The sequence below is a fragment of the Neorhizobium sp. T25_27 genome, from assembly GCF_002968565.1.
Taxonomy (GTDB): Bacteria; Pseudomonadota; Alphaproteobacteria; order Rhizobiales; family Rhizobiaceae; genus Neorhizobium; species Neorhizobium tomejilense.
Window position 1 is genome coordinate 204,832 of the sequence record NZ_PVBJ01000011.1, and the last position, 24,474, is coordinate 229,305.

Below are 24,474 nucleotides of genomic sequence, written 5' to 3' on the forward strand. Positions count from 1 at the left end.
ATGACCGCCAATTTCTGGCGGTCCCGTTCAACTACCGGCCTGTATCAATGCCCTTTTTGAATTCCACCTTCGCCCGCTCCTCGCTGCTCATGCTTCTGGTCGGGGGCGGCGTCCTTGTGGCGATCGTGTTGTCATCGTTCTTTCTGGCTAGGACGACGCAGGCCTATTTCCAGGACGTTGTGAAACTACGCGAGCTTCGAAGCGCTGCGGCGGACATGCAGCTTTTCCTGCGGGCCGCCGAATCCGGGCAGCGCGGTTTCGTGCTGACGCAGGATTCCGAATTCCTGATGCCCTATACGACGGCGAGCGCAGTCATTCCGCGGTTGCGCGAGCGGCTGAAGAAGGCCGCCGACGATCTGGACACTGTGCCCGTTCCATTTGCCCAACTCGGCCCGCTGATCGACGACAAGCTCGCCGAGATGCAGTCGACGGTGGCGATGGTGCAGAAGGGAAATGCCGTCGGGGCGATCGAAGTCATCCGGGGCGCCTATGGCCGGCAGCTGATGGAAGGCATCACGTCGATCCTCGGCAAGCTGATCGGCGACATGGACGGGCGGATCGGGACCGGCGTCGACGACCTCAATGATTCGGCTTCGGCGTTGCAATGGATCACCATCGGCGGCGGCCTGATGATTATCCTCGTCATCGGCGGCGCGATCGTGATCGTTGGCCAGCATGTTCGCGAGCTTCAGCGGGCGCGCTCCGAGGTCGAGGAGCTCAATGCCGGGCTCGAGGAGCGCGTCAACGAGCGCTCCGAGGATCTGATCCAGGCCAATCGCGAGATCCAGCGTTATGCCTATATCGTCTCGCACGACCTGCGCGCGCCGCTGGTCAACATCATGGGTTTCACCAGCGAACTCGACGCGAGCCTCAAGTCGATCAGCACCTATGTGCTGGCCGACGGGACGCCGCTGTCCGAAGCCGACGTGAATGACGCCCGCATCGCCGTCGAGCAGGACCTGCCGGAGGCCATCGCCTTCATTCGTTCTTCCACCAAGAAGATGGACGGGTTGATCAACGCGATCCTGAAGATTTCCCGCGACGGGCGGCGCGAACTGAAGCCGGAGAGGATCGATCTCGGGGAGCTTCTCGAAGCGACCGCCGACAGCATCTACCACCAGGTCAGCGAAGCGGGCGGCGAGGTGAATATTTCGGTCGCCCAGGCGAGGGGCCTTATTACCGACCGATTTTCGATGGAACAGGTTTTCGGCAATCTCTTCGACAACGCGGTGAAATACAAACATCCGGATCGGCCTTTGAACCTTTCCGTAAAGGCAATGCCGATCGGCCGCGCCGCGATGAGGATAGAGGTCGCAGACAATGGCCGGGGCATCGCTCCGGAGGATCATGAGAGGGTTTTCGAGCTTTTCCGCCGCTCGGGCGTTCAGGACCAGCAGGGCGAGGGTATCGGTCTTGCACATGTGCGTTCATTAGTCAGAAATTTAGGCGGTGAGATTACGGTGACGTCCACATTGGGCGGCGGGACGACGTTCGTCATCCGGTTGCCTACGGATTTGTCCCAGTATGTCAGGAGTAACGGGTCATGAAGGCTGCCGGTAAAGAAGTTACCATCGTGATGATCGAGGACGATGAAGGCCATGCGCGCCTGATCGAGAAGAACGTTCGTCGCGCCGGTGTCAACAACGAGATCGTCCCGTTCACGAACGGCAATGCGGCTCTCGACTTTATCCTCGGCGCGGATCGTTCCGGAAACTCCAATCAGGATCGCCACCTGCTGATCCTTCTCGACCTCAACCTGCCGGACATGTCGGGTATTGACATCCTCGAGAAGGTGAAGTCCAACCCACACTCGAAGCGTCTGCCGGTGGTCATCCTCACGACCACGGACGATGAGCTTGAGATCCAGCGCTGCTACGATCTCGGCGCCAACGTCTACATCACCAAACCGGTGGACTACGACAGTTTTGCGCATGCCATCCGACAGCTCGGGCTGTTCTTTGCCGTGATGCAGATACCCGGACAATAACGAGACGCGATGCCGCAAACCATACTTTATGTCGATGACGATCTCGCGCTTGCCAGATTGGCGGAACGGCACTTCGCGCGGGCCGGTTACGAGGTCGTCCATGCCGTCAACGCGGCATCCGCGATGGAAGCGGTCGAAAAAGGCGGTATCGACGCGATCGTCCTCGACCACTATCTGAGGACCGAAACCGGGCTCGACATCCTGCACAAGCTGAAAGACCGGGGCTCGGCCATCCCCGTGATCTACGTCACCGGTTCCAGCGACGCGACGATCGCCATCGACGCGCTGAAGAACGGCGCCTCCGACTATGTCATCAAGACGGTCGGCGAGGAATTCTGGCCGCTGATGGAGAGCGCGATCGCGCAAGGGATCGCCAATGCCGAATTGCGGCGAGCCCAGGAAAAGGCCGAGCAGGAGATCCGCCTCGGCAAGGAACGCGCCGAGGTTCTGCTCGCCGAGGTGAACCACCGCGTCGCCAACAGCCTGGCGCTGGTCGCGGCACTCATCCGCCTGCAGGTTTCCAGCAGCAAGAGCGACGACGTCAAGGCGGCCCTTTCGGAGACGCAGGCGCGCATCAGCGCGATCGCCGGCATGCATCGCAGCCTCTACACGTCCGACGACGTCCGGCATGTGGAGATGGACAAATATCTGGGCACGCTGGTGCGCGAGGTACAGGGCTCCGTCAACGACGACCAGGGTCCGTCGATCCGCCTCGATGCCGAACCGTTGTCGTTGACCTCAGACCGCGCCGTCTCGGTCGGCATGATCGTCACGGAGCTGCTCACCAACGCGCTCAAATACGCCTATCCGGCCGGCACCGAGGGTGAAGTGCGGGTGCTTCTCAAACGCCGGGACGAGGGCAGCGCGCTTCTCGCCGTCGAGGACGACGGTATCGGTTGGCGCGAGGGCGACACGCCCAAGGGCACCGGGCTCGGCAGCCGCATCGTCAAATCCATGGCCGCGACGCTCGGCTCGACGATCCACTACGTGCCTTCCTCTTCCGGCACCCGCGCCGAACTGACGGTCAGCCTTCAGTAGGCCACCCTTCAGTTAGGTTGGCACGAAGTGGCCGTGCCGTTTCTGCCACGGTTGTGGCCCTTCATTTTGTTCCAACCATTGCAATGCCCGCATGGCGACCCTATGATTTCCGGGATGCGCGTGAGGTGCATAGCTCCGAGAACCGGTCCCGGTTTTCCGAACTGTGCGTGAGACGTCGCGACGAGGCGCCTCTGGCGCCGTCGTATGGATGCGGGCCGTTCTTCGGAGCGGCACATTCGTTTCGCGTGCAGGCATATTGTTCCAATCAAAGAGATTCTCTTGTTAACCGAAATACTCATCGTCATCGCCCTCACCGTTTTGAACGGTGTCCTCGCGATGTCGGAACTTGCCGTCGTCTCCTCCCGCCCCGTGCGGCTCCGGATCATGGCGGAGCAGGGCAACCGTGGCGCGGCGACAGCCATACGGCTCGCGGAAGATCCCGGCCGCTTCCTTTCCTCCGTCCAGATCGGCATCACGCTGGTCGGCGTGCTCTCCGGCGCGTTCTCCGGCGCCACGCTCGGCGCCCGGCTGACCACCTGGCTTGAAGCGCAGGGCATGGCCGACAACCTGGCCGACTGGCTGGGCGTCGGCACCGTCGTCGTTTTCATCACCTATCTGTCGCTGATCGTCGGCGAACTGGTGCCGAAGCAGATCGCACTGCGGGCGCCGGAAGCGGTTGCTGCCCGTGTCGCGCCCGCCATGAAGATGCTTGCCACCGTCGGCGCCCCGATCGTCTGGTTCCTCGATGTCTCCGGCCGGCTGGTTCTGACCGTGCTCGGCCAGCGGGGCGAGCAGGGCGATCGCGTCACCGACGAGGAAATCCGTACCGTGCTTGCCGAAGCCCAGAGCGCCGGCGTGATCGAGACGGAAGAATCCGCGATGATCTCCGGCGTCATGCGGCTCGCCGACCGCACCGCCCGCGGCCTGATGACCCCGCGCCGGGACGTCGAGGTCATCGACATCGAAGACAATTCGGATGAGATCCGCGAGCAGCTGCGTGCCACCCAGCGCTCTCGCCTGCCGATCCGCAACGGCAGTTCGGACGAGATCCTCGGCACGCTGTTCGTCAAGGACGCCTATGATTTCATTGCCGGCGGCAAGATGCTGGATATCCGCGGCGTCATGCGCGAGGCGCCCGTCGTCTCCGACCTGACAGGCGCGCTCGACGTCATCCAGGCGCTGCGCAAGGCGCCGGCCCATATGGTGCTGGTCTATGACGAATACGGCCATTTCGAAGGCATCATCACCTCAGGCGACATCCTCGAGGCGATCACCGGCGTCTTCCAGGAGGAAGAGGACGAAGAACCTGCGATCGTTGCGCGCGACGACGGTTCCTTCCTGATCGCCGGCTGGATGCCGGTCGACGAGTTCTCCGACCAGATGGGTTTTTCGCTCGGCGACGATCCCGGCTACGAAACGGTCGCGGGCTTCGTGCTCGACGAGATGAAGCGCCTGCCGGAACTCGGCGAGAGTTTCACCAAGAACGGCTGGACCTTCGAGGTCATCGACCTCGACGGCCGCCGCATCGACAAGCTGTTGGTCAGGCGGTCGGACAAGGTATGACGGACGTCCTGAAGACCAAGGCGGAGCTTCGTGCCGCGCGGCTTGCCGAGCGGGATGCCATCCCGCCGGTCGAGCGCATCGAGAAGAGCCTAGCCATCGCGTCGCATGGGGCCGAGGCGATCAGCCTCGACGCCGGCGCCATCGTTTCGGGCTTCCTGCCGATCCGCTCGGAAGTCGATGTGCGGCCGCTGATGGCGCATCTCAGGGACCGCAGCGCGCGGCTCTGCGTGCCCGTCATTCTCGACAAGAAGACGATCGTCTTCCGCGAACTGGTGCGCGGTGCCGAACTGGTGCCGGGCGTGTTCGGCACGTTCGGCCCGGGCGCGGATGCGGCGGAACTCGAGCCGCAGGTGATGTTGGTGCCGCTGTCGGCCTTCGATGCCGGAGGGCACCGGATCGGTTATGGCGGCGGTTATTACGACCGGGCGATCCACCGCCTGCAGCAAAAAGGCCTGAACCCGAAGCTGATCGGGATTGCCTTCGACTGCCAGGAAGTGGCATCAGTTCCCGTTGAACCTCACGATATCAGACTTGACGCTGTCCTGACGGAGAGCGGTTACCGGCCCTTCGAAGACATGGGCCGCGCACAGATTGGATAAGAATGCGCCTTTTGTTCCTGGGTGACATGGTGGGCAAGACCGGCCGCGTGGCGGTGTGGGAAAAGCTGCCCGGCCTCGTCGCCGACCTGAAGCTCGATTTTGTCATCGTCAACGGCGAGAACGCCGCGGGCGGTTTCGGCATTACCGAGGATATCTTTCTCGAGACGATCAATGCCGGCGCCGACGTTGTGACGACCGGCAACCATGTCTGGGACCAGAAGGAGGCCGTCAGCTTTGCCGGTCGCCACGAGCAGTTCCTGCGGCCCGCCAACTATCCCGCCGGCACGCCGGGCAAGGGATCCGGCATTTTTTACGCCCGCAATGGCGCGCGCATTCTGGTCGCCAACATCATGGGGCGGGTGTTCATGCATCCCGAACTCGACGATCCCTTCAAGAGCGCCGAGACGATCCTCGCGGCAGCCCCCCTGAAGGAACAGGCGGACGCGGTCATCTTCGACTTCCACGCGGAAGCGACCAGCGAAAAGCAGTGCTTCGGGCATTTCGTCGACGGCCGCGCCAGCCTCGTGGTCGGCACCCACACGCATGTGCCGACGGCCGACTGCCAGATCCTCAACGGCGGCACCGGCTACATGTCGGATGCCGGCATGTGCGGCGACTACGATAGTTCGCTCGGCATGGACAAGGAAGAACCACTCAACCGCTTCATCTCGAAAATGCCGAAGGGCCGTTTCGAGGCGGCGACCGGACCCGCGACGATCTGCGGCCTCGGCATCGAGATTTCCGATACGACCGGGCTTGCGGAAAAGATCGAGCCGCTCCGGATCGGGCCGCGGCTTGCGGAGACGATACCGTCGTTCTGGCGGTGACAGGCGCGGACTACGGAAGTCGGGTATCTTCAGAACGCGCGGCATATGCCCGAAAATGTCAGCACACAATCACTTCGAGATACTCGGGTGAGGCGAAATCCAGCATGACGGCATCGCGGGTTATGATGGGGATTTTCTTAATCCGTGCGGTGGCGATCAGGTAGCAATCTCCTGGGTCCTTATGCCCGGTATCCATCACAACAGCCGCTGCTTCGCAGGCGATCCGTTGTCTGATTGGAATAATTTTCGTCCCTGTAGCCGCGACCGCCCTCGAAAACCATTTGGACGGCGACTTCGCGTCGAGATTTGGCGGGTCTCTGTGTGCTGGCTTGCGCGAAGCGATCGTCAACTCCCAGGCCGTAATTGGCGACACATAAAGCGTTCCCGCCGCTTGGTTGTCGGCGATCGCGATGAGAGCTTCTTCCGACAGCGTCTCGACAGCTGTGACCAGCCAGTAAAAGGTGTGGGTATCGAGCAGCGCGCCCGGCAAGATCAGTTCTTCACGGAGGGCTTGCGCGACTTGGACGAGTTGCCTTCGAGGGCTTGTTCAGCAATTGGCTTTGTAAGGTCGACGCTCTTCTTTATAGGCAGCTGCGACGACTTCATTGAATCAGCACCGCGCACTTCGACAAAGCGACCGCTGTGTGAATCGCGTACCACCCACCTGCCAGTCGATTCTCGTTTGAGTTCTGCCTTTGCCATAGCCCTTTATATAGCGCGAAATCGTCGCTAGTGCGAGTCCAGTAGAGGTGTTGATCGGAGGCCTGATTGCACTGAAGGGAGACTGCATCACGCTTCAAACCTTCAGCTAAGGTTCTGCTGGCGCAAAAGCCATTCTTCGAACTCAGCAGTTGTTGTTACCTCTCCATCGAGCACCGCTTCATACACCAGTGCGCTCGGGGCAGGCTTGCCGCCTTTCGGCGCGGTTGCGGCGAGGTCGGCCTTGATGACGAGGATCGTTTTCCGCGTCTCGTCGGTCAAGCGGGGCAGCAGCGTCTTCAGATGTTTCAGGTCGGGCTGGCGGTCCGGTTCGTCGATGAACCAGATGTCGAGATTCCAGTCTTCGCCCGTGTCCGTCCGGTAGGTGAGGCCAAGATAGAGGCCGTCCGGGTAGTTTTGCGGTTCGACGTTCCAGAGGCCGCTGTCGTTGCGGTAGCGCACGGCGCCGATGCGGCTGTCGAGCATCAGTTCGCCGGCGATCTCGGCGACGGTTCGGCGGGCGGCTGGGTCGAGCCTTTCGCAGACCACAGTGATGTCGATATCGCGGCGGACCATGAGGCCGAGCGCCGAGCTTCCGACCCGCACCGGATTTCCGGCCAGACGCAAGGCATCCTCGAGGCCGAGGGCGCTGACGATCGCATCCGCCTGCGCTTGCAGTTCGGCCTGCTTTTCCAAAATGCCCGACATGGCCTTCTCCTCTTGGATCTTCCCCGCCAACGGCGGATTTACGTCAGATATTAAGCTTATGGCGTCAATAGCGGCCTTGATCGGGGCCTCGCGCTGACATGCTCTTTGACATTTGCCCTGCAAATAAGTAGGAACGGCGCAAGTTCGGCTGCGAGTGTTGCAGCCACAGCGCTTTGAGCGCGAAAATCCGAAAGACAGATTTAGATGACCGATTACAACGGCGCCGTCCCGGCGATCGCCAAGGCGTTGGCGAAACGGGGCTATGTAACGCTGACCCCCGTCCAGAAATCCATGCTCGACCCGGCTCTCATCCATTCCGATGCGCTGGTTTCGGCGCAGACCGGCTCGGGCAAGACCGTTGCCTTCGGCCTTGCGATCGCCCCGACATTGCTCGGCGACGCGGAAAAGTTCGGCCCGGCGCGGCAGCCTTTGGCGCTCGTCATTGCGCCCACCCGCGAACTGGCGATGCAGGTCACCCGCGAGCTGGAATGGCTTTACGAGATGACCGGCGCGGTCATCACCAGCTGCGTCGGCGGCATGGACATCCGCAGCGAACGGCGCGCGCTTGAGCGCGGCGCCCATATCGTCGTCGGCACGCCCGGCCGGCTCTGTGACCATATCCGCCGCAACGCGCTCGACATGTCGGCCCTCAAGGTCGCCGTGCTCGACGAGGCGGACGAGATGCTCGATCTCGGTTTCCGCGAGGACCTGGAATTCATCCTGGAATCGGCGCCCGACGACCGCCGCACGCTGATGTTCTCGGCAACCGTTCCGGCCGCGATCGCCAAGCTTGCCAAGAGCTACCAGCGTGAAGCGGTCCGCATCGCCACCTCTGCCGAGGAAAAGCAGCATGTCGATATCGAATATCGCGCGCTCACTGTGGCATCGGCCGACCGCGAAAATGCGATCATCAACGTGCTTCGTTATTACGAGTCGACCAACGCGATCGTGTTCTGCTCGACCCGCGCTGCCGTCAACCATCTGACGGCGCGGTTCAACAACCGCAATTTCGCCGTCGTGGCCCTCTCCGGCGAGCTGACGCAGAACGAGCGGACCCATGCGCTGCAGGCGATGCGCGATGGCCGTGCCCGCGTCTGCATCGCCACCGACGTCGCCGCCCGCGGCATCGACCTGCCGGGCCTCGACCTCGTCATCCATGCCGACCTGCCGACCAATCCGGAAACGCTGCTTCACCGCAGCGGCCGCACCGGACGTGCCGGACGCAAGGGCATCAGCGCTCTGATCGTGCCGGTCAATGCCCGCCGCAAGGCCGAGCGCCTGCTCGGGGGCGCGGGCATTTCCGCCACCTGGGCTCGTCCGCCGTCTGCCGAAGAGGTCATGCGGCGCGACGACGAGCGTCTGCTGGCCGATCCGATCTTCAGCGAAAATCCGCGCGAGGAAGAGCAGGATCTCGTCGCCAAGCTGGTCGAGAGCCATGGCGCGGAAAAGCTGGCTGCCGCGTTCGTCAGTCTCTACCGCACCAAATATTCGGCGCCGGAGGATCTGATCGAAATCTCCGTGCAGCAGGATACCCGCAAGCCGCGCGAGCGCGCCGGCGGCGAAGGTGACTTCCCGATGACCCCGCGCCCGTCGCGCGACGAGTTCGGCCCCGCCGTATGGTTCTCGCTGTCGGTCGGCCGCAAGCAGAATGCCGAGCCGCGCTGGCTGATCCCGATGCTCTGCCGCAACGGCAACGTCACCAAGCGGGAGATCGGCGCGATCAAGATGCAGCAGGACGAGACCTTCGTCGAGATCGCCGCCGATCACGCCGACGCCTTCATGCAGGCGGTCGGCAAGGACAAGGCGCTGGAGCGCGGCATTCGCGTCACCCGACTGACCAGCGCCCCAGACCTCAGCCGTCCCGCGCCGGCCAAGCCCTATGCCAAGAAGCCCTATGACGACCGTCCGAAGGAGCCTCGTGGCGACGACTGGGCGAAGGGCAAGCCGAGGAAGAACACCTCCAACGCGGCTGGCCCTGGCGGCCCCAAGGCAGCCGAGGCACGCGACGGAAAGCCCTTCGCCAAGGATGCGAAGCCGTTCCGCAAGGATGCCCAGCCCTTCAAGAAAGACGAAAAGCCTTTCAAGAAGAAGGACAAGCCGAAACTGGCCAACAGCAGCAATTTCGAGCGCCGGAAGTAAAGCTGGACGCCGCGGCAAACCCTGTTTGGGGTGATGCTGCGTCACCGGCCGGAATGCTGGACGTTCAATGAGATAAGGGGCGGCCCGAAGCCGCCCCTTTGTCGTTTTGGAAGGTTCGTTTCAGAGGGTCTCTTCGAACAGCGTCAGCAGGCGCTTGAAGTGGCGCTCGGAACCGTCCTTGTCGTAGATGCTGTGGTCCGGCACCGTCCAGCCATGTGCCATGCCGACATAGTTCTCGACGATATGGTCGACGCCGCCGGTGCGAAACGCTTCGGCGAGCCGGGCCGACTGCTCCGGCGGAAAGCTGTTGTCGACGCCGGCGACGCCGACATAGACGCGCGCCTTGATCCGGTCCGCCAGCCTGTGCGGGCTGTCTTCGGCGTCGCTTGCGAGATTGCCGCCATGGAAGCTGGCGGCCGCCTTGATGCGCTCCGGATAACGGGCTGCGGCGGTGATCGCCCGGCCGCCACCCATGCAATAACCGACGGCGCCGAGTGCGCCGGTGGCGCCTTCGGAGGTCAACGCTTGGATGAAGGCTTCTCCGTCCTCGGCGGTGAGCGGTTGGGAGTTGGCGCGCATCAGGCCCATCAGCTGCGTCCTGGTGGCTTCTTCGCTGAAGGCCGTCTTCGCATCGAACGGGCCGTAGGCGCCCGAGCGGTAGAATAGGTCCGGAACGAGCGCGGTATAACCGGCATCGGCGATGCGCTGGCCCATCCGGTAGAGCGCCTCGCGCGGGCCGAAGGCATCCATGTAGAGGATGACGCCCTTGTCCGTTGCAGCGCCGTTCGCAGGCTTGATGACGGCGGCCTTGGCCGTACCGTCCTTGGTCTTGATCTCAATGTCATGCTTCATGAAATATCCTCTCGCTCTTCCGACCGGACGCCGGCGAGCTTATGTCGGGGCGTTGCCGCGGCTTTTCAATGATCAACTCCATGACCTCCGCCAATGACAGAATTGTGAGACCGGCCGCGGCGATTGCGGCTGGACCGGCCTTTCGCATTGCCGCATGTTTTCGCCGGGAATGAGCATGAACGCAGTTCTTTGGGATCAGCATGATGCTACGGGCTCTCGCACTCGGTCTTTCCGGCCTCCTCCTGTCCGCTGTCGCAGCGCTCGCCCAGGACGGCCTGCCCATCAGCCAATGCCAGGCGATCGCGCAAAAGCTGCCCGGCGTCACCTTCGCAAGCTTCAGCCCCTCCGACCTGCAGTTCGTTCAGGCGAGGAGGAACCTGGCGCTGGCCGAGAGGGAAGAGGTGAAGATCACCTTTGTCGGCCATTCCACCTATTTTATTGAAACGCCTGAAGGGATCGGCATCGCCACCGACTATAGCGGCGCCTACCGGCCGTCGCGGCTGCCGGATGTCGCGACCATGAACAAGGCTCATTCCACCCACTACACGCTCAGCCCCGACCCCGGAATAAAGCACGTCCTGCACGGCTGGAGCGATGTCCCGGGCGAAAAGGCGCAGCATCGCGTCATGGTGGGGGATGTCTATGTCCGCAACGTCGTGTCGGATATCCGCAACTGGGGCGGCGGCATCGAGGAAAACGGCAATTCGATCTTCATCTTCGAGGTCGCGGGCCTCTGCATCGGCCATCTCGGCCACCTGCATTTCGAGCTGAACGAGGCGCAGTACACGGAGATCGGCCGCCTCGACATCCTGATGGTGCCGGTCGACGGCGGCCTGACGATGGGGGCGGACAGCATGAGCCGGGTCGTGCAGCGGTTGCGCTCGTCGCTCATCCTGCCGATGCATCGCTGGGGACCGCCGCTCGATAATTTCATCGCCATGTTCGACGCCAAGTTCGACATCGCCTATGCCAAGGAGCCGACGATCCGGGTATCGATGCGCAGCCTGCCGAAAAAGCCGACGATACTGGTGCCGCAGGGGCTGTAATTGCCCCCGCGGCCTTATTCCCGTTCAGTGGAATTGCGGGAAGGCGAGGTGCTGCTTGACGCCGACATCCGGCATCTTCTCGTCCTTCAGATTGGCCTTGGCGATTTCCCAGCCGAATTTCAAAGTGCTGTCGGTGGAAGCCCAGATTTCCGCGTCGTCGACCCGGAAGGCGAGCAGGGTCAGCAATGGGTCTTCCTTGCCGCGCTCGTACCAGGCCGAGGTCACGGCGCTCCAGTATTCGTCGATCTTGGCGCGGTCGTTACGGATTTCCAGCGTGCCGGAGAGGCAGGCGTGGTAATCGTGGTTCTTGCCGACGACGCAGAAATGGGCACGGCTGCCGGCGCGAATGGCGCGTACCAAGTCCGTGTCGGCCTTGGTGAAAAACCAGATCGTGCTCGATTTCGGATCGGCATTCGGCGCCATCGGCTGGAAATGCATATGCGACCCCTCGATCCCGAGCATGCCGGCATGGATGTTGTTGATCTCGTCCCAGAGCTGGCGTTCGGGTGCTTCGCGGGCTTCGGTAAGGCTTGCCATCGATTGTCTCCTTGTTGTTCGTCTCGGTGAACAAACGGCAAGGCTTTGGCTTTGTTCCTGGCCTTGTCGGCGGGGCGGCATCAGGAAAAGCCTCGCCTTGCCCTGGAATGCCCTTGAACGGCTCAGGCTTCGAAATTATAAGGCGCCATTCCAGAACGAGTTCCAGAACAAGCTAAAGTGTCAGGGGTGCCATGGCTGGCCATTCACAGTTCAAAAACATCATGCACCGCAAGGGCAAGCAGGATTCGATCCGGTCGAAGATGTTTTCCAAGCTTGCGCGCGAAATCACCGTCGCCGCCAAGACCGGTCTGCCCGATCCGACCATGAACGCAGCACTGCGCCTGGCGATCCAGAACGCCAAGGCGCAGTCGATGCCGAAGGACAATATCGACCGGGCGATCAAGAAGGCTGCCGGCGCGGATGCGGAAAACTACGATTCCGTTCGCTACGAGGGTTATGGCCCAGGTGGCACCGCCGTCATCGTCGAGGCGCTGACCGACAACCGCAACCGCACGGCCTCCAACGTCCGCTCGATCTTCACCAAGGCCGGCGGCGTGCTCGGCGAAACCGGCTCGGTTTCCTTCTCCTTCGACCATGTCGGCGAAATCACCTACAAGGCGAGCGTCGGCGATGCGGACAAGGTAATGGAAGCGGCGATCGAGGCCGGTGCCGACGACGTGACCACCGACGAGGACGGCCACACGATCATCTGCGCTTTCGAAAGCCTCGGCGAAGTGTCCAAGGCGCTCGAAGCGACGCTCGGCCAGGCCGAAACGGTCAAGGTGATCTGGCGGCCGCAGAACACGATCGAGGTGGACGAGGAGAAGGCGCAGTCGCTGCTGAAGCTCATCGACAACCTGGAAGACGACGACGACGTGCAGAGCGTCTATTCGAACTTCGAGGTTTCCGAAGAGGTCATGGCCAAGCTTTCGGCCTGATCGGTTATCGACCTCCCAATTTTACGGAGCGGGCTGGCATGACCAGCCCGCCTTTGTTTCAGGCTCGAACTTTTTCCATCATCGGCAACGTGGCGAACAATTCGACCGAGCGCAGTCGTGCATCGACATCGTGGATCGGCATCGAGATGATCAATTCGTCGGCGCCGGTTTCTCCCAGGAAATCCCTGAGCTTTGCCTCGACCGTCGCAACGGAGCCGACCGCTGCGTAACGCAGCGTGCGCTCGACGTTCATCTTCTCCATCGGCGTCCAGAAACCTTCCATGCTGTCGACGGGCTTCGGGAACCGGGTGCGGACGTTCTTGCGCAGATTGACGAACTGCTGCTGCGACGAGGTGAAGGCGCGCTCAGCTTCGGCATCGGTTTCCGCCGCGACGCCCATGACGCCGACCATCATGTAGGGCCTGTCGAGTTGAAGAGACGGCTTAAAACGGTCGCGATAGATCGAGATCGCTTCCATCAGCATGTCAGGCGCGAAATGCGAGGCAAACGCATAGGGCAGGCCGAGGGCGGCGGCGAGATGGGCGCTGTAGACGCTCGACCCGAGCAGCCAGATCGGCACATGCGCATCCATGCCCGGGACGGCGAGCAGGCTCTGGTCCTTTTCCGGCGTGCCGAGCAGGCGCTGCAGTTCCAGAATGTCGTGCGGAAAACTTTCGGCGCCGGCATCGAGATTGCGGCGAAGGGCGCTCGCGGTACGCATGTCGGTTCCGGGCGCCCGGCCAAGGCCGAGATCGACGCGGCCGGGCAACAGCGCTTCCAGCGTGCCGAACTGTTCGGCGATGACGAGAGGGGAATGGTTGGGCAGCATGATGCCGCCGGAGCCGACGCGGATGGTCTTGGTGGCGGCGCCCACATGGGCGATGACGATCGCGGTTGCGGCGCTGGCGATGCCCGGCATGCCATGGTGCTCGGCAAGCCAGACGCGTTTGTAGCCCTGCTCCTCGGCCTTGATCGCTAGGCGGCGGGACTGGTCGAGCGCATCGCTCACGGAATAACCTTCACCGACGGGTGAAAGATCGAGAATGGAAAAGGGGATCATCGGCGCGTCCTGAAGGCGGAATAACTGACAGGGTGTTCCACTTATCTAGGCAGTCTCGTCCAGGAATACGACCCTGCGGCCAACAGAAAAAGAAGCGCCCGAAAAAGGCGCGCAGCGGAGCGCCCGACATCACGACTTGACCAGCCGCAGGTGCGAACCAGGTTTTGCGGGTTTGAGGCTCTCCGGTACCGCCACTCCTCCCGCGTGGAGGATCGTGACGGGCGTGAAGCGCCCTGCATGATGGTCGATCGCGCCGATATCGCGGTTCATGCGGCCGAGCTTTGCCGTCAGCGTATCCAGCACGCCGATCTGGTCGCGGCTCGCCTTGGCAAGCGTCGTCATCGTGGTCCTGACGGCTGCGACCGCTTCGATCTCCTGGCCCGAGCTTGCCGCGAGTGCCGCTACGTGATCGTGCAAGGCATCCGCGTAGATCGTCATCGCGTCCAGTTCCCCGCCGGCCTTCTCGACAGACTTGCCGCCGAGTTCGGCCGCTTCCGCCGACCTTCGGGACAGGCCGGAGATTTCCTTGGCCACCTCGGCGGCCCGCTCGGCAAGTCCGCGGATTTCCTCCGCCACGGTCTTGAAGTCGGTCTCGGCCTCGCTGGAACGGGTCGCTTCGAGGCCGGCATTGAGGGCGAGCATATTGGCCTGGAAGGCGATCTCGCGGATCGTCGCGGTGGCGGGCTCGATTCTGAGCGACGCCTTACGGATCGCCTCCATCGCCACCGTTGCGGCTTCTATCATCTCCTTCGGCGGGCGCATGTCGAGCCGGGCATTGTTGGCGATCTCGGCCGCGTGCTGGGCCTGGATCTTTCGCACCCTCAGCGTCTCGGCAAGCTTGCCAACATCCGCGGCTGTCTTGGCGATGGTTGCCGTCAGCCGGCCACCGGCCTCGGCGGTTTTCGTCAATTCGTCGCGAGCCTCGGCGCAGTCCGTGTGGAGGCCGTGGGCGCAGCTGCCGATCATGCCGAGCACGTCTTCCAGGATCGTCAGGGCATGGTTGAAATCCGCCCGCAGGCCCTCGTACCTGTCGGGGAACGGCATATCGATCCGGACGGTCAGATCGCCGACCGCCAGGCGTCGCAGGCCTCCGTCAAGCGCTTCGACCACTGTCCTCAGGTCGCGCGCCTCCTCTCCGGCGGCCTCAAGATCGCGCATGCGAGCTTGCGCCGCCGCCGCCTCCTGCCGCTCGCGCGCCTCTTCGTCCTTGACGAGCCGGGTGAGATGATTGCGGCAAAGCTGCTCCAGCGCCCGGGAGATCGAGCCGATTTCATCGGTGCGGGCCAGATGTTCGCGTGGCACCGCCGTCTTGCCGGCGGCGACCTCCGAGACCGTTCCCGCGATGGCGCGCAACGGATTGATCAGTGCACCGGCAAGGGAAATGGTGACGAGGGTCAGCGTTATCAGCGACGCGGCGATGCCCAGCATCTCGAAAGGCGTCAGCTCGTCGGCGACGTAAAAGAGGAGCCCCGCGAGAATCCCATTCTGCGCCAGCACAAGCCCGATCACCTTGACGGATAGGGAATGATGTCTGCCTATCATGGCTGCCTCCTCACATTGCGTCCAAGCCGCGATTTGCAACGCGCGAGGCGCAGGGGCGTTGCCGACCGGCGACCCGAAAGGGGGCAAACCTTCCCGATATGGTTACCGGAGGGTAAACGGTCTCTCGTTTGTGTTTTCGGTTTGTTCACATTCTCGTGGCACTGATTGGGGCATCAGGATAGGGTATGGCATGACAGGCACGATTCGTATCATCGGCATCGATCCGGGGCTCCGACGCACCGGCTGGGGCATTATCGAGACGCTCGGTAACAGCCTGAAATTCGTCGCCTCGGGTACCGTAACTTCCGACGGTGACATGGACCTCGCCTCGCGCCTCTGCCAATTGCATGATGGACTGGCAGAAGTGGTGCATGCCTACCAGCCGCACGAGGCGGCCGTGGAGCAGACCTTCGTCAACAAGGATGCGGTCGCCACGCTGAAGCTCGGCCAGGCGAGGGGGGTCGTCATGCTGGTGCCGGCACGGGCCGGGCTGCCCGTCGCCGAATATGCGCCGAACGCCGTCAAGAAGGCGGTGATCGGCGTCGGCCACGGCGAAAAGCAGCAGATCCACATGATGCTGAAGATCCTGATGCCGAAGGCGGAGTTCAAGGGCAACGACGCCGCGGACGCGCTGGCAATCGCCATCTGCCACGCCCATAACCGCGGCGGCCAGCGGATGCGCGCCGCGCTCGCCGGCTAGTTTGTTCTTGACTTGTTCTAGTCCGGTCGATAAGTAATACCTCAGAGGTATTACCATGCGCGTCACCGAAAAAGGCCAGGTTACGATCCCCAAAGAAATCCGCGACCGATTGAAGATCGGCCCGGGTTCGGAAGTGGATTTTATCGTGTCTGATGACGGCGTGAGGCTTGTCAGGCTCGACGACAGCAAGCAGGACTACAAGAGCTTCGAAGAATGGGCGGACAGCGTCAAAGGCACTTGGGATCTCGGCGGCATGACGACCGATGAGTACATCGACTGGCTTCGGGGACCGCGCGATGACCTCGACCGTCGTTGATACGAATGTGCTGATCGATATGCTTGGGCCTGCCACTCCGGCGCGGACCTGGTCGCTCGGTGCATTGAAACGATGCGCGGAAGAGGGCGAGCTTATCCTCAATCCGGTCATCTGGTCGGAACTGTCGGCATCGCCTCTGAGTGAGCTTGAGATAACGCTGGCATTCGGCTGGCTCGGTATGAAGCGCGAGACCTTGTCTTATGATGCGGCATTTCAGGCGGGTAAGGCGCATTTTTCCTGCCGCAGGTCCGGCGGACTTCGTGAGCGAACCCTGCCTGATTTCCTGATCGGCGCCCATGCCGCGGTCCGTTCTCATCGTCTCCTCACCCGTGATGCAGCCCGTTATCGCGCCTATTTTCCTTCGCTCGATATCATCTCCCCCGAAACCCATCCCTGACGGATATCTTTCATGATCGGCAAGCTCAAAGGCACTATCGACGAGATCGGCGACGACTATGTGCTCGTCGACGTTCATGGCGTCTGTTACGAGGTCTTCTGCTCGTCGCGGGTGCTGTCGAAGATGGGGTCGATCGGCGAAGCGGTGGTCCTCTTCATAGAGACCTATGTCCGCGAGGATCAATTCAAGCTTTTCGGCTTCCTGAGCGCGCTGGAGCGGGAATGTTTCAACTTGCTGCAGAGCGTGCAGGGCGTCGGCGCCAAGGTGGCGCTCGCGGTGCTCTCGACCCTGACACCCTCCGAGCTTGCCAACGCGATCGCCCTTCAGGACAAGACGACGGTCTCGCGTGCGCCCGGCGTCGGGCCGAAGGTCGCGGTGCGTATCGTGACCGAACTCAAGAACAAGGCGCCCGCCTTTGCCGGCGAGGCTTCGGGCAATATCGGCCTCAAGCAGGAGCTTGGCGAGGGCGTGGCCGCTGCACCGGTCGCCGATGCCGTCTCGGCGCTCACCAATCTCGGCTATTCGCGGGACCAAGCCGCGAACGCGGTTGCGGCGGCGCTCAAGAACGGCGGCGAGGGGGGCGATAGCGCCAGGCTCATACGGCTGGGGCTGAAGGAACTGGCTCGGTGATTCCTTGCAATTTTCTATGATCCTTACTAAAATAAAAAGTAAGGAATGGAGGTGCTCATGGGCTATGGCGCAAAATTGACCTCTAAAGGTCAGACGACAATCCCAATTGAAATCAGAAAGTATCTCAACCTTAGTCCGGGTGATCAAATGGACTTCATCATTGAAAATGGTGAAGTCAAATTAAGGGCCAAGACGCGGAGCGTCATGGAGTTTGCGGGTATTCTCGGCCATGCTCCCAACGGCGTCCGTTTGACCATCGAAGAAATGAGCGAAGCCGCGGCGGAAGCGGCTGCAGATGATGATCGGAGGATCATGCGTGATTGGCATCGATACAAACGTGCTCCTCAGATTTCTGATGACGGACGATCTGAAACAGTACGAAAGCGCAGTTGAGTTCTTCCGTTCGAGATCGGCAGAAAATCCGGCTTATATTTCGCTCTTCGTTTTCGCCGAAGCATGTTGGGTGATGCGGAAACGTTACGGCTACAAGAACCAGGAGATTGCGTCTCTGTTTCGTGGACTATTGGAAAGCCGAGAGCTTGTCTTCGAGGATTCGGATTTCATAGAGACCATGTTCTTGGCCGATGGTTTCGGGAAGTTTGACGTTGCCGACTATATGATCGCCGAGCTCGCAAAGAGAATTGGCTGTTCAAAAACGGTGACTTTCGACAAAACTGCCGCACGATATATACCTGGAATGGAACTTCTCGCATGAGTGAGCCCGCCCGCCTGATAACGCCGGAAAAGCGGGGCGAAGACCTGGATACGACGCTGCGCCCGCAGTCGCTGGACGAGTTCACCGGCCAGGCGGAGGCGCGCGCCAACCTGAAGGTGTTCATCGAGGCGGCGAAGAACCGCGGCGAGGCGCTGGACCACGTGCTGTTCGTCGGCCCGCCGGGGCTTGGCAAGACGACGCTGGCGCAGATCATGGCCAAGGAACTCGGCGTCAATTTCCGCTCGACATCCGGCCCGGTCATCGCCAAGGCAGGCGACCTTGCGGCCCTGCTCACCAATCTCGAGGAGCGGGACGTGCTCTTCATCGATGAAATCCACCGGCTCAACCCGGCGGTCGAGGAAATCCTCTATCCGGCGATGGAAGATTTCCAGCTCGACCTGATCATCGGCGAAGGCCCGTCGGCGCGGTCGGTGAAGATCGATCTGTCGAAGTTCACGCTGGTTGCCGCCACCACCCGGGCCGGTCTGCTCACCACGCCGCTGCGCGACCGGTTCGGCATTCCCATCCGGCTGTCCTTCTATACGGTCGATGAGTTGGAACTGATCGTCCGGCGCGGTGCGCGGCTGATGAGCCTTTCGATGACCGATGCAGGCGCCCGCGAGATCGCCCGCCGCGCCCGCGGCACGCCACGCATCGCCGGGCGGCTCTTGCGCCGGGTGCGCGATTTCGCCGAAGTAGCGAAGGCCGAGGCGGTGACGAAGGAGATCGCCGACGAGGCGCTGACCCGGCTGCTGGTCGACAATATGGGCCTGGACCAGCTCGACAAACGCTATCTCAACATGATCGCCGTCAATTTCGGCGGCGGACCGGTCGGTATCGAAACCATCGCCGCCGGCCTGTCGGAACCGCGCGATGCGATCGAAGACATCATCGAACCCTACATGATCCAGCAGGGTTTCATCCAGCGCACGCCGCGGGGCCGCGTTTTGACCGCAAACGCGTGGAAACATCTGGGAATGCAGCCGCCGAAGGATCTCGAGGCCGCGCAATTCCGGATGAATCTCGAGGACGACTGAGTGCTCACAAGGCGGACTTTGCTCAAGGCCTTCGCCGGAGGAGTTGCGACCCTGCTCGCTCTGGCCGCCTATCCCTTCGTGGAGGTGATGGCACGGCCGCGGCTGACGCAATATGCCGTCACGCCCAGGCGATGGACGCCGGGATTGAAGCTGCGCGTTGTCGTCCTTGCGGATATCCACGCCTGCGAGCCCTGGATGAGCCTCGACCGGATCGGGTCGATCTGTTCGGCGGCCAATGCGCTGAACGGGGATGTCATCCTGCTGCTCGGCGATTACGTGTCGGGAATGAACCTGGCGACCGAGCATATCCCGTCGGCGGATTGGTCGCAGGTGTTCTCGGTGCTGAAAGCGCCGCTCGGCGTTCATGCAGTGCTCGGCAATCACGACCATTGGGAGGATCTTCGCTTCCAGAGAGATCCCCTCGCCGAGAATATCGCGGCGGCTGCACTGAGGGCGGTTGGAATACCGACCTACATCAACGAGGCCGTCAGGCTGGAGAAAGACGGCCACTCGTTCTGGCTTGCGGGCCTCGGCGACCAGATGGCTCTGCGCCCCGGCAAAGACTTCAAGCGGACGATGATGAGGGGCATCGACGATCTTCCGGGAACGCTCGCGCAGATTGACGATGACTCGCCGGTACTGCTCATGGCACATGAGCCGGACATATTTCCGCAGGTGAGCGAGAGGGTCAGCCTGACGCTTTCGGGTCATACCCATGGCGGCCAGATCAATATCCTGGGCTGGCGGCCCGCCGCCGCATCGCAGGGCTCGCGGCGTTATCCGGCCGGACATTATCGTGAGGGGGAGCGTGATCTCATCGTGTCCCGGGGCCTCGGCTGTTCCATCCTGCCGGTGAGAGTAGGCTCGAGGCCGGAAATCGTCGTGATTGAACTGGGGTAAACCGCATGGCGCGCACTCGCATCCGTATCAAGACCAAGAGCAAGCGTATCTTCCAGATGCGGATTGCCGGGCTTGGGTTCCGGGACGGTTATGTGCTGGTGCATCGCGCCGTGGACGAGGCCTTCTGGACCTTTCCGGGCGGGCGGGCGGAGATCGGCGAGACATCGGAAGAGACACTCAGACGGGAGATGGTCGAGGAAATCGGTGCCGAGGTGAGCGTTCGCCGGCTGCTCTGGTCGGTCGAGAACTTCTTCCATTACGAAGACCGCGACTGGCACGAACTCGGTTATTATTACCTAATGGACATTCCGGAGACCTTTCCCTTTCATCCGACGGACATCGTCCATCGGATCAGGGACGAACACGATCTGGAATTCAAATGGGTCCCGGCGACGACCGCGGCGCTGCGGGCGCTCGACATCCCGCCCTACTTCATCGCCGAGGAGATCGAGAACCTGCCGGTCAGTCCGCGCCACCTCGTCTGGCGCGACGGCGACCTCGACCTGAAATCCTAAGTTCGATCTTTTTCCGCATTCGGCAGGACTTCAGCGCTCGCCTCCAGCGATCGTCGGCTGGCGGAGGCCGACGTGCCCGTTCCGCCCGCCCGCATTCCGGCTGGAACATCTGCGCGTCGCTTGCCGTTTCTCCCCGGAAAGGAGAACGACATGCAGAAGATCGAGATCGGGAACGAGGTCGCGTGGACCTGGGGGCGATCCAAGGCCAACGGCAAGGTCGCCCGGAAATTCACCAGCGACGTGGAGCGCAAGATCAAGGGCAAGACGATCAAGCGCAAGGCGGATGCCGATGAGCCCGCGTTCCTCATCCGCCAGGAAGACGGCGACCGCGTTCTCAAGAGTGAGTCCGAGCTGAGGAAGACCCATGGATAACGAGATCCCCGATCACGTCCCGCCCGCCGAAGTGGCGCAGGCCGCTGAAAAAGGCTTGAAGCTCCGCTCCCAGCATCGCCGCGGCGGCACGATGGTCGGGGTAGCGCGAGCCCGGGACCTCAAGAACCGCAAGTTGATCTCGGAAAAGACGGTGCGGCGGATGGTGAGCTATTTTTCCCGCCACAAGGCGGACAAGCGTGCCGAGAATTTTGGCGACGACGAAAATCCGTCGACCGGTTACATCGCCTGGCTGCTCTGGGGCGGCGATGCGGGCCAGAAATGGGCCGAGGAGCACAAGAAGGCGATCGAAAAGGCAAAGAACGAAGCAAAGATGCGGCGGTTCACGCAGTCGCATTGAGAGCGGCCACAAGATCCGCGATCGTCTGCCGCAAGAGCGGCGCGCCGCCCGGCTGCCAGCCGAGCGCCTTCAGTTTGTCCGTCGACATGACGTTGACAGCGCTGCGATCGGCCGACGGTGGCAGGTTGTGATGGGACCCCGGCAGGTGGCCGAGGATTTCGCGGGTATCGGTCAGTATGTCCGAAGCATTGAACACCTGGCCGGCGATCTTGCCGGTCTCTGTTTCCAGCATGAGACGAACGGCGGCGGCGACATCGCGACCATGTGTCTCCGTTCCCGCACGCGGCGGAACCGGCCGGCCCGCCAGGTAATCCGCAAAGAGAGCGTCCCATTTATTGGGGCGCAGATTGCCGTAGACGCCGGTGAGCCGGAGAGACGAGGTGGCAAAGCCGGGGGCCGAGAGCTCCGCCAGTGCTCCCTCGGCCCAGAGTTTGATCTCGCCGTAGAGCCCGTCCGGCTTCAAAGGCAGGTCTTCGTGAAGCACCGTTCCGGTCGGTTGTCCGTCATAGACGGCCCTGCTCGAGAGGAAGACCGCCCGGCGGGTGCCGGCCTTCCTGGCGGTCTCGAACAGCTTGACGGTGCCGTCGAGGTTCAGCCGGCGGAAACGATCGGGATCATCGCCTTCGCCGCCGCGATATTTTCCGGGCAAATGGTCGAAGGCAGCATGGACGAAAAAATAGGCCTCGTCGAAAGCTTCGATCTGGTCGAGGGCGGGATCGAGCGAAAGGGGTGCGAACTCGACAGGTTTGGAAAAGAAGCCAGGCGTCGGCGGGCTGCGCCCTCCGACAATCACCTGATATCCGGCATCAAGCAGGCCCTCGACGATGTAGCGGCCGACCAGGCCCGTTCCGCCCGATATCAGCACCTTCATGGCGTCTCTCCCGGTTTCGGCAGGCTGGAGAGGGCGGGGATTTCGCGATCCCCGTAAAAGGCATGCCAGAGGTCGATCAGCGGCCGCAGCCGGTCGGCCTTCGGGTGATCCTTCTCCCACGGCTTCTCATACTGGTAATGCAGCACGCCGATGCTTTCCCAATTCCAGAGATCGGGCATGTTGAACCAGACATATTGCAGCATGTTCATGAAGACCGGCAGGCCTTGCCAGTCGGGAAAGAAGCTCTCCAGAAACGTCTGGTCCGTCCGCCGCCAGAAGGCGTTCGGCTGGTCGAGCGCCGCAAGCATCCTGTCAAATGTCTCCGCGGAAGGTTTGGCGACGAAGACGCCGGAGTTCAGGCGGTGGAAGTCCGAGAGGTTTTCATAGACGTTCGGGGCTGCGGAAAATTCCGGATAGGAAAACAGCTTGTCGATCGGCTTCAGCACCAGCGCGTCGGCGTCGATGAAGATGCAGGTTTCGTAGTCGGTGAGCTGCCAGAGCCGAAGCTTGCAGAAATTGTCGAGCGGCGTGTGGAAATCCGGCTTGCGGCCTTTTGTGAAGGGGGCGGCGCCATGCAGGTTTTTTCGCGCATGCCGTTCGTTGAAGGCTTCGGAGAGGGACAGATGTTCGACCTCGACCAGTCGGCAACCGAGAGCTTCGAGCGGGGCGAGGGCGGGGCGCTCGACGCCGCCGGTATGGAGGACGACGATATCGGCCTCAGTGCCGGTGCGGCGGATGGAGCGGGCCAGCGCGGTTGCGCCCATGGCATAGTCGGCATTGGTGACCAGGGTAACGAAGGCGTTGGTCATGAAGGTGTCCCGCTCACGACACCGACTTCAACCTCACACCCTCCGGGTCATGTTCCACCTTCGCGGCGATGTCCCTGGTCCAGGCGGAGACGGCCGGAACGCGTGATCTGTCAACGCGGTAGGCGTATTTCTTCGCAACGTCGACGATCTCTCCGAGCAGTCCTTCGCCGAGCGTCGTCGGTTCGAGACCGAGGCCGAGGAATTTTTCGTTCTTCACCACCAGCTCGTTTTCGGGCGCTTCCTTGCGCGGGTTGGGCAGCCAGGCAATCTTGGAGCCGCTCATCCGGGCGATCATCTCGGCCAGATCGCGCACCCGGTGGGTCTCGGTCATCTGGTTGAAGATCTCGACGCGGCTGCTGCGGGCGGGCGGGTTGTTCAGCGCGATCTCGATGCAGCGGACCGAATCCTGGATGTGGATGAAGGCGCGGGTCTGGCCGCCGGTGCCGTGGACGGTGAGCGGGTAACCGATCGCCGCCTGGATGAGAAAACGATTCAAGACCGTCCCGTAATCCCCGTCATAGTCGAATCTATTGATCAATTGCGCGTGCCGGCGGGTCTGTTCGGTATGGGTGCCCCAGACGATGCCCTGGTGCAGGTCGGTGATCCGCAATCCGTCGTTCTTCGCGTAGAACTGGAAGAGTTGCTGATCGAGGCATTTGGTCATGTGATAGATCGAGCCGGGATTGCTCGGATAGAGAATTTCCTGGGAAACGGTGCGGCCGTCGGCGGTTTGGATGCCGACCGGGAGGTAGCCTTCCGGGATCGCCGCTCCGACCGTCGAATAGCCGTAGACGCCCATCGTGCCGAGATGCACGAGATGCGCGTCGAGATCGAGTTCGACCAGCGCATTCAAGAGGTTATGGGTGGCGTTTACATTGTTGCTGACGGTGTAGTTCTTGTGCCGGTCGCTCTTCATCGAATAGGGCGCGGCCCGCTGTTCGGCGAAGTGGATGATGGCGTCCGGGCGGTTCTTTGAAAGCCAGCCCTTCAGGAGTTCGTAGTCCCTGGCGAGGTCGATCAGATGGAAATGAATGCGGCGTCCGGTCTCGGCATGCCAGATTCGGGTGCGTTCCTGGATGCTGTCCATCGGCGTCAGCGACTGGACGCCAAGCTCCGTATCGATCCAGCGGCGGGAGAGGTTGTCGAGGATGTGGATCTCGTGGCCGGCGTCGGACAGGTGAAGCGATGTCGGCCAGCCGACGAAGCCGTCGCCGCCCAGGACTGCAATCTTCATGAGTTACTCTCCGCTGGTTTTCGACTTATTTCCTGATAGGGAGGATATGTGACAGCACGTCAAAACTGGGGCGGCATTGCGCGCT

The 24,474-nt window shown here is 62.1% G+C and carries 29 protein-coding genes; 20 read left to right on the forward strand and 9 right to left on the reverse strand.

The annotated features are described in order from the left end of the window. Positions 1 to 47 precede the first annotated feature (47 nt). The 6 genes from C5J24_RS25845 to C5J24_RS25870 all read left to right on the forward strand — a co-directional run bounded on the left by C5J24_RS25845 (position 48) and on the right by C5J24_RS25870 (position 6,014). Positions 48 to 1,547 (forward strand): ATP-binding protein, encoded by a 1,500-nt coding sequence (locus C5J24_RS25845; protein ID WP_105421981.1) that lies wholly within the window; start codon positions 48 to 50, stop codon positions 1,545 to 1,547. After that, positions 1,544 to 1,987 carry a response regulator gene (locus C5J24_RS25850; protein WP_105400228.1) on the forward strand — a complete coding sequence of 148 codons (444 nt, stop codon included), beginning with the start codon at positions 1,544 to 1,546 and terminating at the stop codon, positions 1,985 to 1,987. The genes C5J24_RS25845 and C5J24_RS25850 overlap by 4 nt, the downstream gene beginning before the upstream one ends. A gap of 9 nt (positions 1,988 to 1,996) precedes the next feature. Continuing rightward, positions 1,997 to 3,025: a sensor histidine kinase gene (locus C5J24_RS25855; RefSeq protein WP_105421983.1), complete on the forward strand. Its 1,029-nt coding sequence runs from the start codon at positions 1,997 to 1,999 to the stop codon at positions 3,023 to 3,025. A 279-nt stretch (positions 3,026 to 3,304) separates the two neighbouring features. Continuing rightward, positions 3,305 to 4,588, forward strand: a complete 1,284-nt coding sequence (locus C5J24_RS25860; RefSeq protein WP_105400887.1) for a hemolysin family protein — start codon at positions 3,305 to 3,307, stop codon at positions 4,586 to 4,588. Then, entirely contained in the window at positions 4,585 to 5,187 is a 603-nt protein-coding gene (locus tag C5J24_RS25865) for a 5-formyltetrahydrofolate cyclo-ligase (RefSeq protein WP_105421985.1), read from the forward strand. The genes C5J24_RS25860 and C5J24_RS25865 overlap by 4 nt, the downstream gene beginning before the upstream one ends. A 2-nt stretch (positions 5,188 to 5,189) precedes the next feature. Then, on the forward strand, positions 5,190 to 6,014 hold the full coding sequence (locus tag C5J24_RS25870) for a TIGR00282 family metallophosphoesterase (RefSeq protein ID WP_105400231.1): 825 nt from the start codon (positions 5,190 to 5,192) through the stop codon (positions 6,012 to 6,014). 58 nt (positions 6,015 to 6,072) lie between these two features. Here C5J24_RS25870 and C5J24_RS25875 read toward each other — a convergent pair whose 3' ends face one another. Further along, positions 6,073 to 6,504, reverse strand: a complete 432-nt coding sequence (locus tag C5J24_RS25875) for a type II toxin-antitoxin system VapC family toxin (RefSeq protein ID WP_172724144.1) — start codon at positions 6,502 to 6,504, stop codon at positions 6,073 to 6,075. Positions 6,505 to 6,818: 314 nt separating this feature from the next. Next, positions 6,819 to 7,421: a hypothetical protein gene (locus C5J24_RS25880; protein WP_105421989.1), complete on the reverse strand. Its 603-nt coding sequence runs from the start codon at positions 7,419 to 7,421 to the stop codon at positions 6,819 to 6,821. A 204-nt stretch (positions 7,422 to 7,625) separates the two neighbouring features. Between C5J24_RS25880 and C5J24_RS25885 the strand changes: the two genes are divergently transcribed. After that, positions 7,626 to 9,560 (forward strand): DEAD/DEAH box helicase, encoded by a 1,935-nt coding sequence (locus C5J24_RS25885; protein ID WP_105421991.1) that lies wholly within the window; start codon positions 7,626 to 7,628, stop codon positions 9,558 to 9,560. Positions 9,561 to 9,680: 120 nt separating this feature from the next. On the opposite strand, the gene C5J24_RS25890 is transcribed toward C5J24_RS25885, so the two are convergent. Continuing rightward, the gene (locus C5J24_RS25890) at positions 9,681 to 10,412 is read right to left on the reverse strand and encodes a dienelactone hydrolase family protein (RefSeq protein ID WP_105421993.1); all 732 of its coding nucleotides are present in this window, start codon (positions 10,410 to 10,412) and stop codon (positions 9,681 to 9,683) included. Between the two features lie 200 nt (positions 10,413 to 10,612). Here C5J24_RS25890 and C5J24_RS25895 point away from each other — a divergent pair, with 200 nt between their 5' ends. Beyond that, positions 10,613 to 11,458, forward strand: a complete 846-nt coding sequence (locus tag C5J24_RS25895) for an MBL fold metallo-hydrolase (RefSeq protein WP_105400234.1) — start codon at positions 10,613 to 10,615, stop codon at positions 11,456 to 11,458. A 24-nt stretch (positions 11,459 to 11,482) separates the two neighbouring features. Here the strand turns inward: C5J24_RS25895 and C5J24_RS25900 are convergent, their stop codons facing one another. Continuing rightward, the gene (locus C5J24_RS25900; protein ID WP_105400235.1) at positions 11,483 to 11,995 is read right to left on the reverse strand and encodes a pyridoxamine 5'-phosphate oxidase family protein; all 513 of its coding nucleotides are present in this window, start codon (positions 11,993 to 11,995) and stop codon (positions 11,483 to 11,485) included. 191 nt (positions 11,996 to 12,186) lie between these two features. Between C5J24_RS25900 and C5J24_RS25905 the strand changes: the two genes are divergently transcribed. Next, positions 12,187 to 12,933: a YebC/PmpR family DNA-binding transcriptional regulator gene (locus C5J24_RS25905; protein WP_105400236.1), complete on the forward strand. Its 747-nt coding sequence runs from the start codon at positions 12,187 to 12,189 to the stop codon at positions 12,931 to 12,933. Positions 12,934 to 12,991: 58 nt separating this feature from the next. Here C5J24_RS25905 and C5J24_RS25910 read toward each other — a convergent pair whose 3' ends face one another. Together C5J24_RS25910 and C5J24_RS25915 are read right to left on the reverse strand one after the other, a co-directional pair. Continuing rightward, the gene (locus C5J24_RS25910; RefSeq protein WP_105421995.1) at positions 12,992 to 13,993 is read right to left on the reverse strand and encodes an LLM class flavin-dependent oxidoreductase; all 1,002 of its coding nucleotides are present in this window, start codon (positions 13,991 to 13,993) and stop codon (positions 12,992 to 12,994) included. A 129-nt stretch (positions 13,994 to 14,122) separates the two neighbouring features. Next, complete coding sequence (locus C5J24_RS25915; protein WP_105421997.1) at positions 14,123 to 15,535, reverse strand: methyl-accepting chemotaxis protein; 1,413 nt, start codon at positions 15,533 to 15,535, stop codon at positions 14,123 to 14,125. Between the two features lie 190 nt (positions 15,536 to 15,725). Here C5J24_RS25915 and ruvC point away from each other — a divergent pair, with 190 nt between their 5' ends. The 11 genes from ruvC (at position 15,726) to C5J24_RS25970 (ending at position 21,475) form a co-directional block, all read left to right on the forward strand. Continuing rightward, entirely contained in the window at positions 15,726 to 16,235 is a 510-nt protein-coding gene (gene ruvC / locus C5J24_RS25920; protein ID WP_105400888.1) for a crossover junction endodeoxyribonuclease RuvC, read from the forward strand. 55 nt (positions 16,236 to 16,290) lie between these two features. Next, complete coding sequence (locus C5J24_RS25925) at positions 16,291 to 16,551, forward strand: AbrB/MazE/SpoVT family DNA-binding domain-containing protein (protein WP_105421999.1); 261 nt, start codon at positions 16,291 to 16,293, stop codon at positions 16,549 to 16,551. Next, the gene (locus C5J24_RS25930; RefSeq protein WP_105422000.1) at positions 16,532 to 16,948 is read left to right on the forward strand and encodes a type II toxin-antitoxin system VapC family toxin; all 417 of its coding nucleotides are present in this window, start codon (positions 16,532 to 16,534) and stop codon (positions 16,946 to 16,948) included. The genes C5J24_RS25925 and C5J24_RS25930 overlap by 20 nt, the downstream gene beginning before the upstream one ends. Positions 16,949 to 16,960: 12 nt before the next feature. Next, on the forward strand, positions 16,961 to 17,578 hold the full coding sequence (gene ruvA, locus C5J24_RS25935; protein WP_105422002.1) for a Holliday junction branch migration protein RuvA: 618 nt from the start codon (positions 16,961 to 16,963) through the stop codon (positions 17,576 to 17,578). A 57-nt stretch (positions 17,579 to 17,635) separates the two neighbouring features. After that, positions 17,636 to 17,971, forward strand: a complete 336-nt coding sequence (locus C5J24_RS25940; protein ID WP_172724145.1) for an AbrB/MazE/SpoVT family DNA-binding domain-containing protein — start codon at positions 17,636 to 17,638, stop codon at positions 17,969 to 17,971. Beyond that, positions 17,934 to 18,293, forward strand: a complete 360-nt coding sequence (locus C5J24_RS25945) for a PIN domain-containing protein (protein ID WP_172724146.1) — start codon at positions 17,934 to 17,936, stop codon at positions 18,291 to 18,293. Before C5J24_RS25940 ends, C5J24_RS25945 begins: the two co-directional genes overlap by 38 nt. Beyond that, positions 18,290 to 19,330 carry a Holliday junction branch migration DNA helicase RuvB gene (gene ruvB, locus C5J24_RS25950; protein ID WP_038589315.1) on the forward strand — a complete coding sequence of 347 codons (1,041 nt, stop codon included), beginning with the start codon at positions 18,290 to 18,292 and terminating at the stop codon, positions 19,328 to 19,330. The genes C5J24_RS25945 and ruvB overlap by 4 nt, the downstream gene beginning before the upstream one ends. After that, entirely contained in the window at positions 19,331 to 20,230 is a 900-nt protein-coding gene (locus tag C5J24_RS25955) for a metallophosphoesterase (protein WP_105422007.1), read from the forward strand. 5 nt (positions 20,231 to 20,235) lie between these two features. Beyond that, complete coding sequence (locus C5J24_RS25960; protein ID WP_105422009.1) at positions 20,236 to 20,745, forward strand: NUDIX hydrolase; 510 nt, start codon at positions 20,236 to 20,238, stop codon at positions 20,743 to 20,745. 150 nt (positions 20,746 to 20,895) lie between these two features. Continuing rightward, positions 20,896 to 21,117 carry a DUF2945 domain-containing protein gene (locus tag C5J24_RS25965; protein WP_046666782.1) on the forward strand — a complete coding sequence of 74 codons (222 nt, stop codon included), beginning with the start codon at positions 20,896 to 20,898 and terminating at the stop codon, positions 21,115 to 21,117. After that, on the forward strand, positions 21,110 to 21,475 hold the full coding sequence (locus C5J24_RS25970) for a hypothetical protein (protein WP_105400246.1): 366 nt from the start codon (positions 21,110 to 21,112) through the stop codon (positions 21,473 to 21,475). The genes C5J24_RS25965 and C5J24_RS25970 overlap by 8 nt, the downstream gene beginning before the upstream one ends. On the opposite strand, the gene C5J24_RS25975 is transcribed toward C5J24_RS25970, so the two are convergent. The 3 genes from C5J24_RS25975 to C5J24_RS25985 are packed head-to-tail and all read right to left on the reverse strand — an operon-like array spanning position 21,459 to position 24,389. Continuing rightward, the gene (locus tag C5J24_RS25975) at positions 21,459 to 22,346 is read right to left on the reverse strand and encodes an NAD(P)-dependent oxidoreductase (RefSeq protein ID WP_105422011.1); all 888 of its coding nucleotides are present in this window, start codon (positions 22,344 to 22,346) and stop codon (positions 21,459 to 21,461) included. The two genes, C5J24_RS25970 and C5J24_RS25975, sit on opposite strands and share 17 nt — an antisense overlap. Further along, the gene (locus C5J24_RS25980) at positions 22,343 to 23,155 is read right to left on the reverse strand and encodes a glycosyltransferase (RefSeq protein WP_105422013.1); all 813 of its coding nucleotides are present in this window, start codon (positions 23,153 to 23,155) and stop codon (positions 22,343 to 22,345) included. The genes C5J24_RS25975 and C5J24_RS25980 overlap by 4 nt, the downstream gene beginning before the upstream one ends. Before the next feature lie 13 nt (positions 23,156 to 23,168). Next, complete coding sequence (locus tag C5J24_RS25985) at positions 23,169 to 24,389, reverse strand: NAD-dependent epimerase/dehydratase family protein (protein ID WP_105422015.1); 1,221 nt, start codon at positions 24,387 to 24,389, stop codon at positions 23,169 to 23,171. Positions 24,390 to 24,474 lie beyond the last annotated feature (85 nt).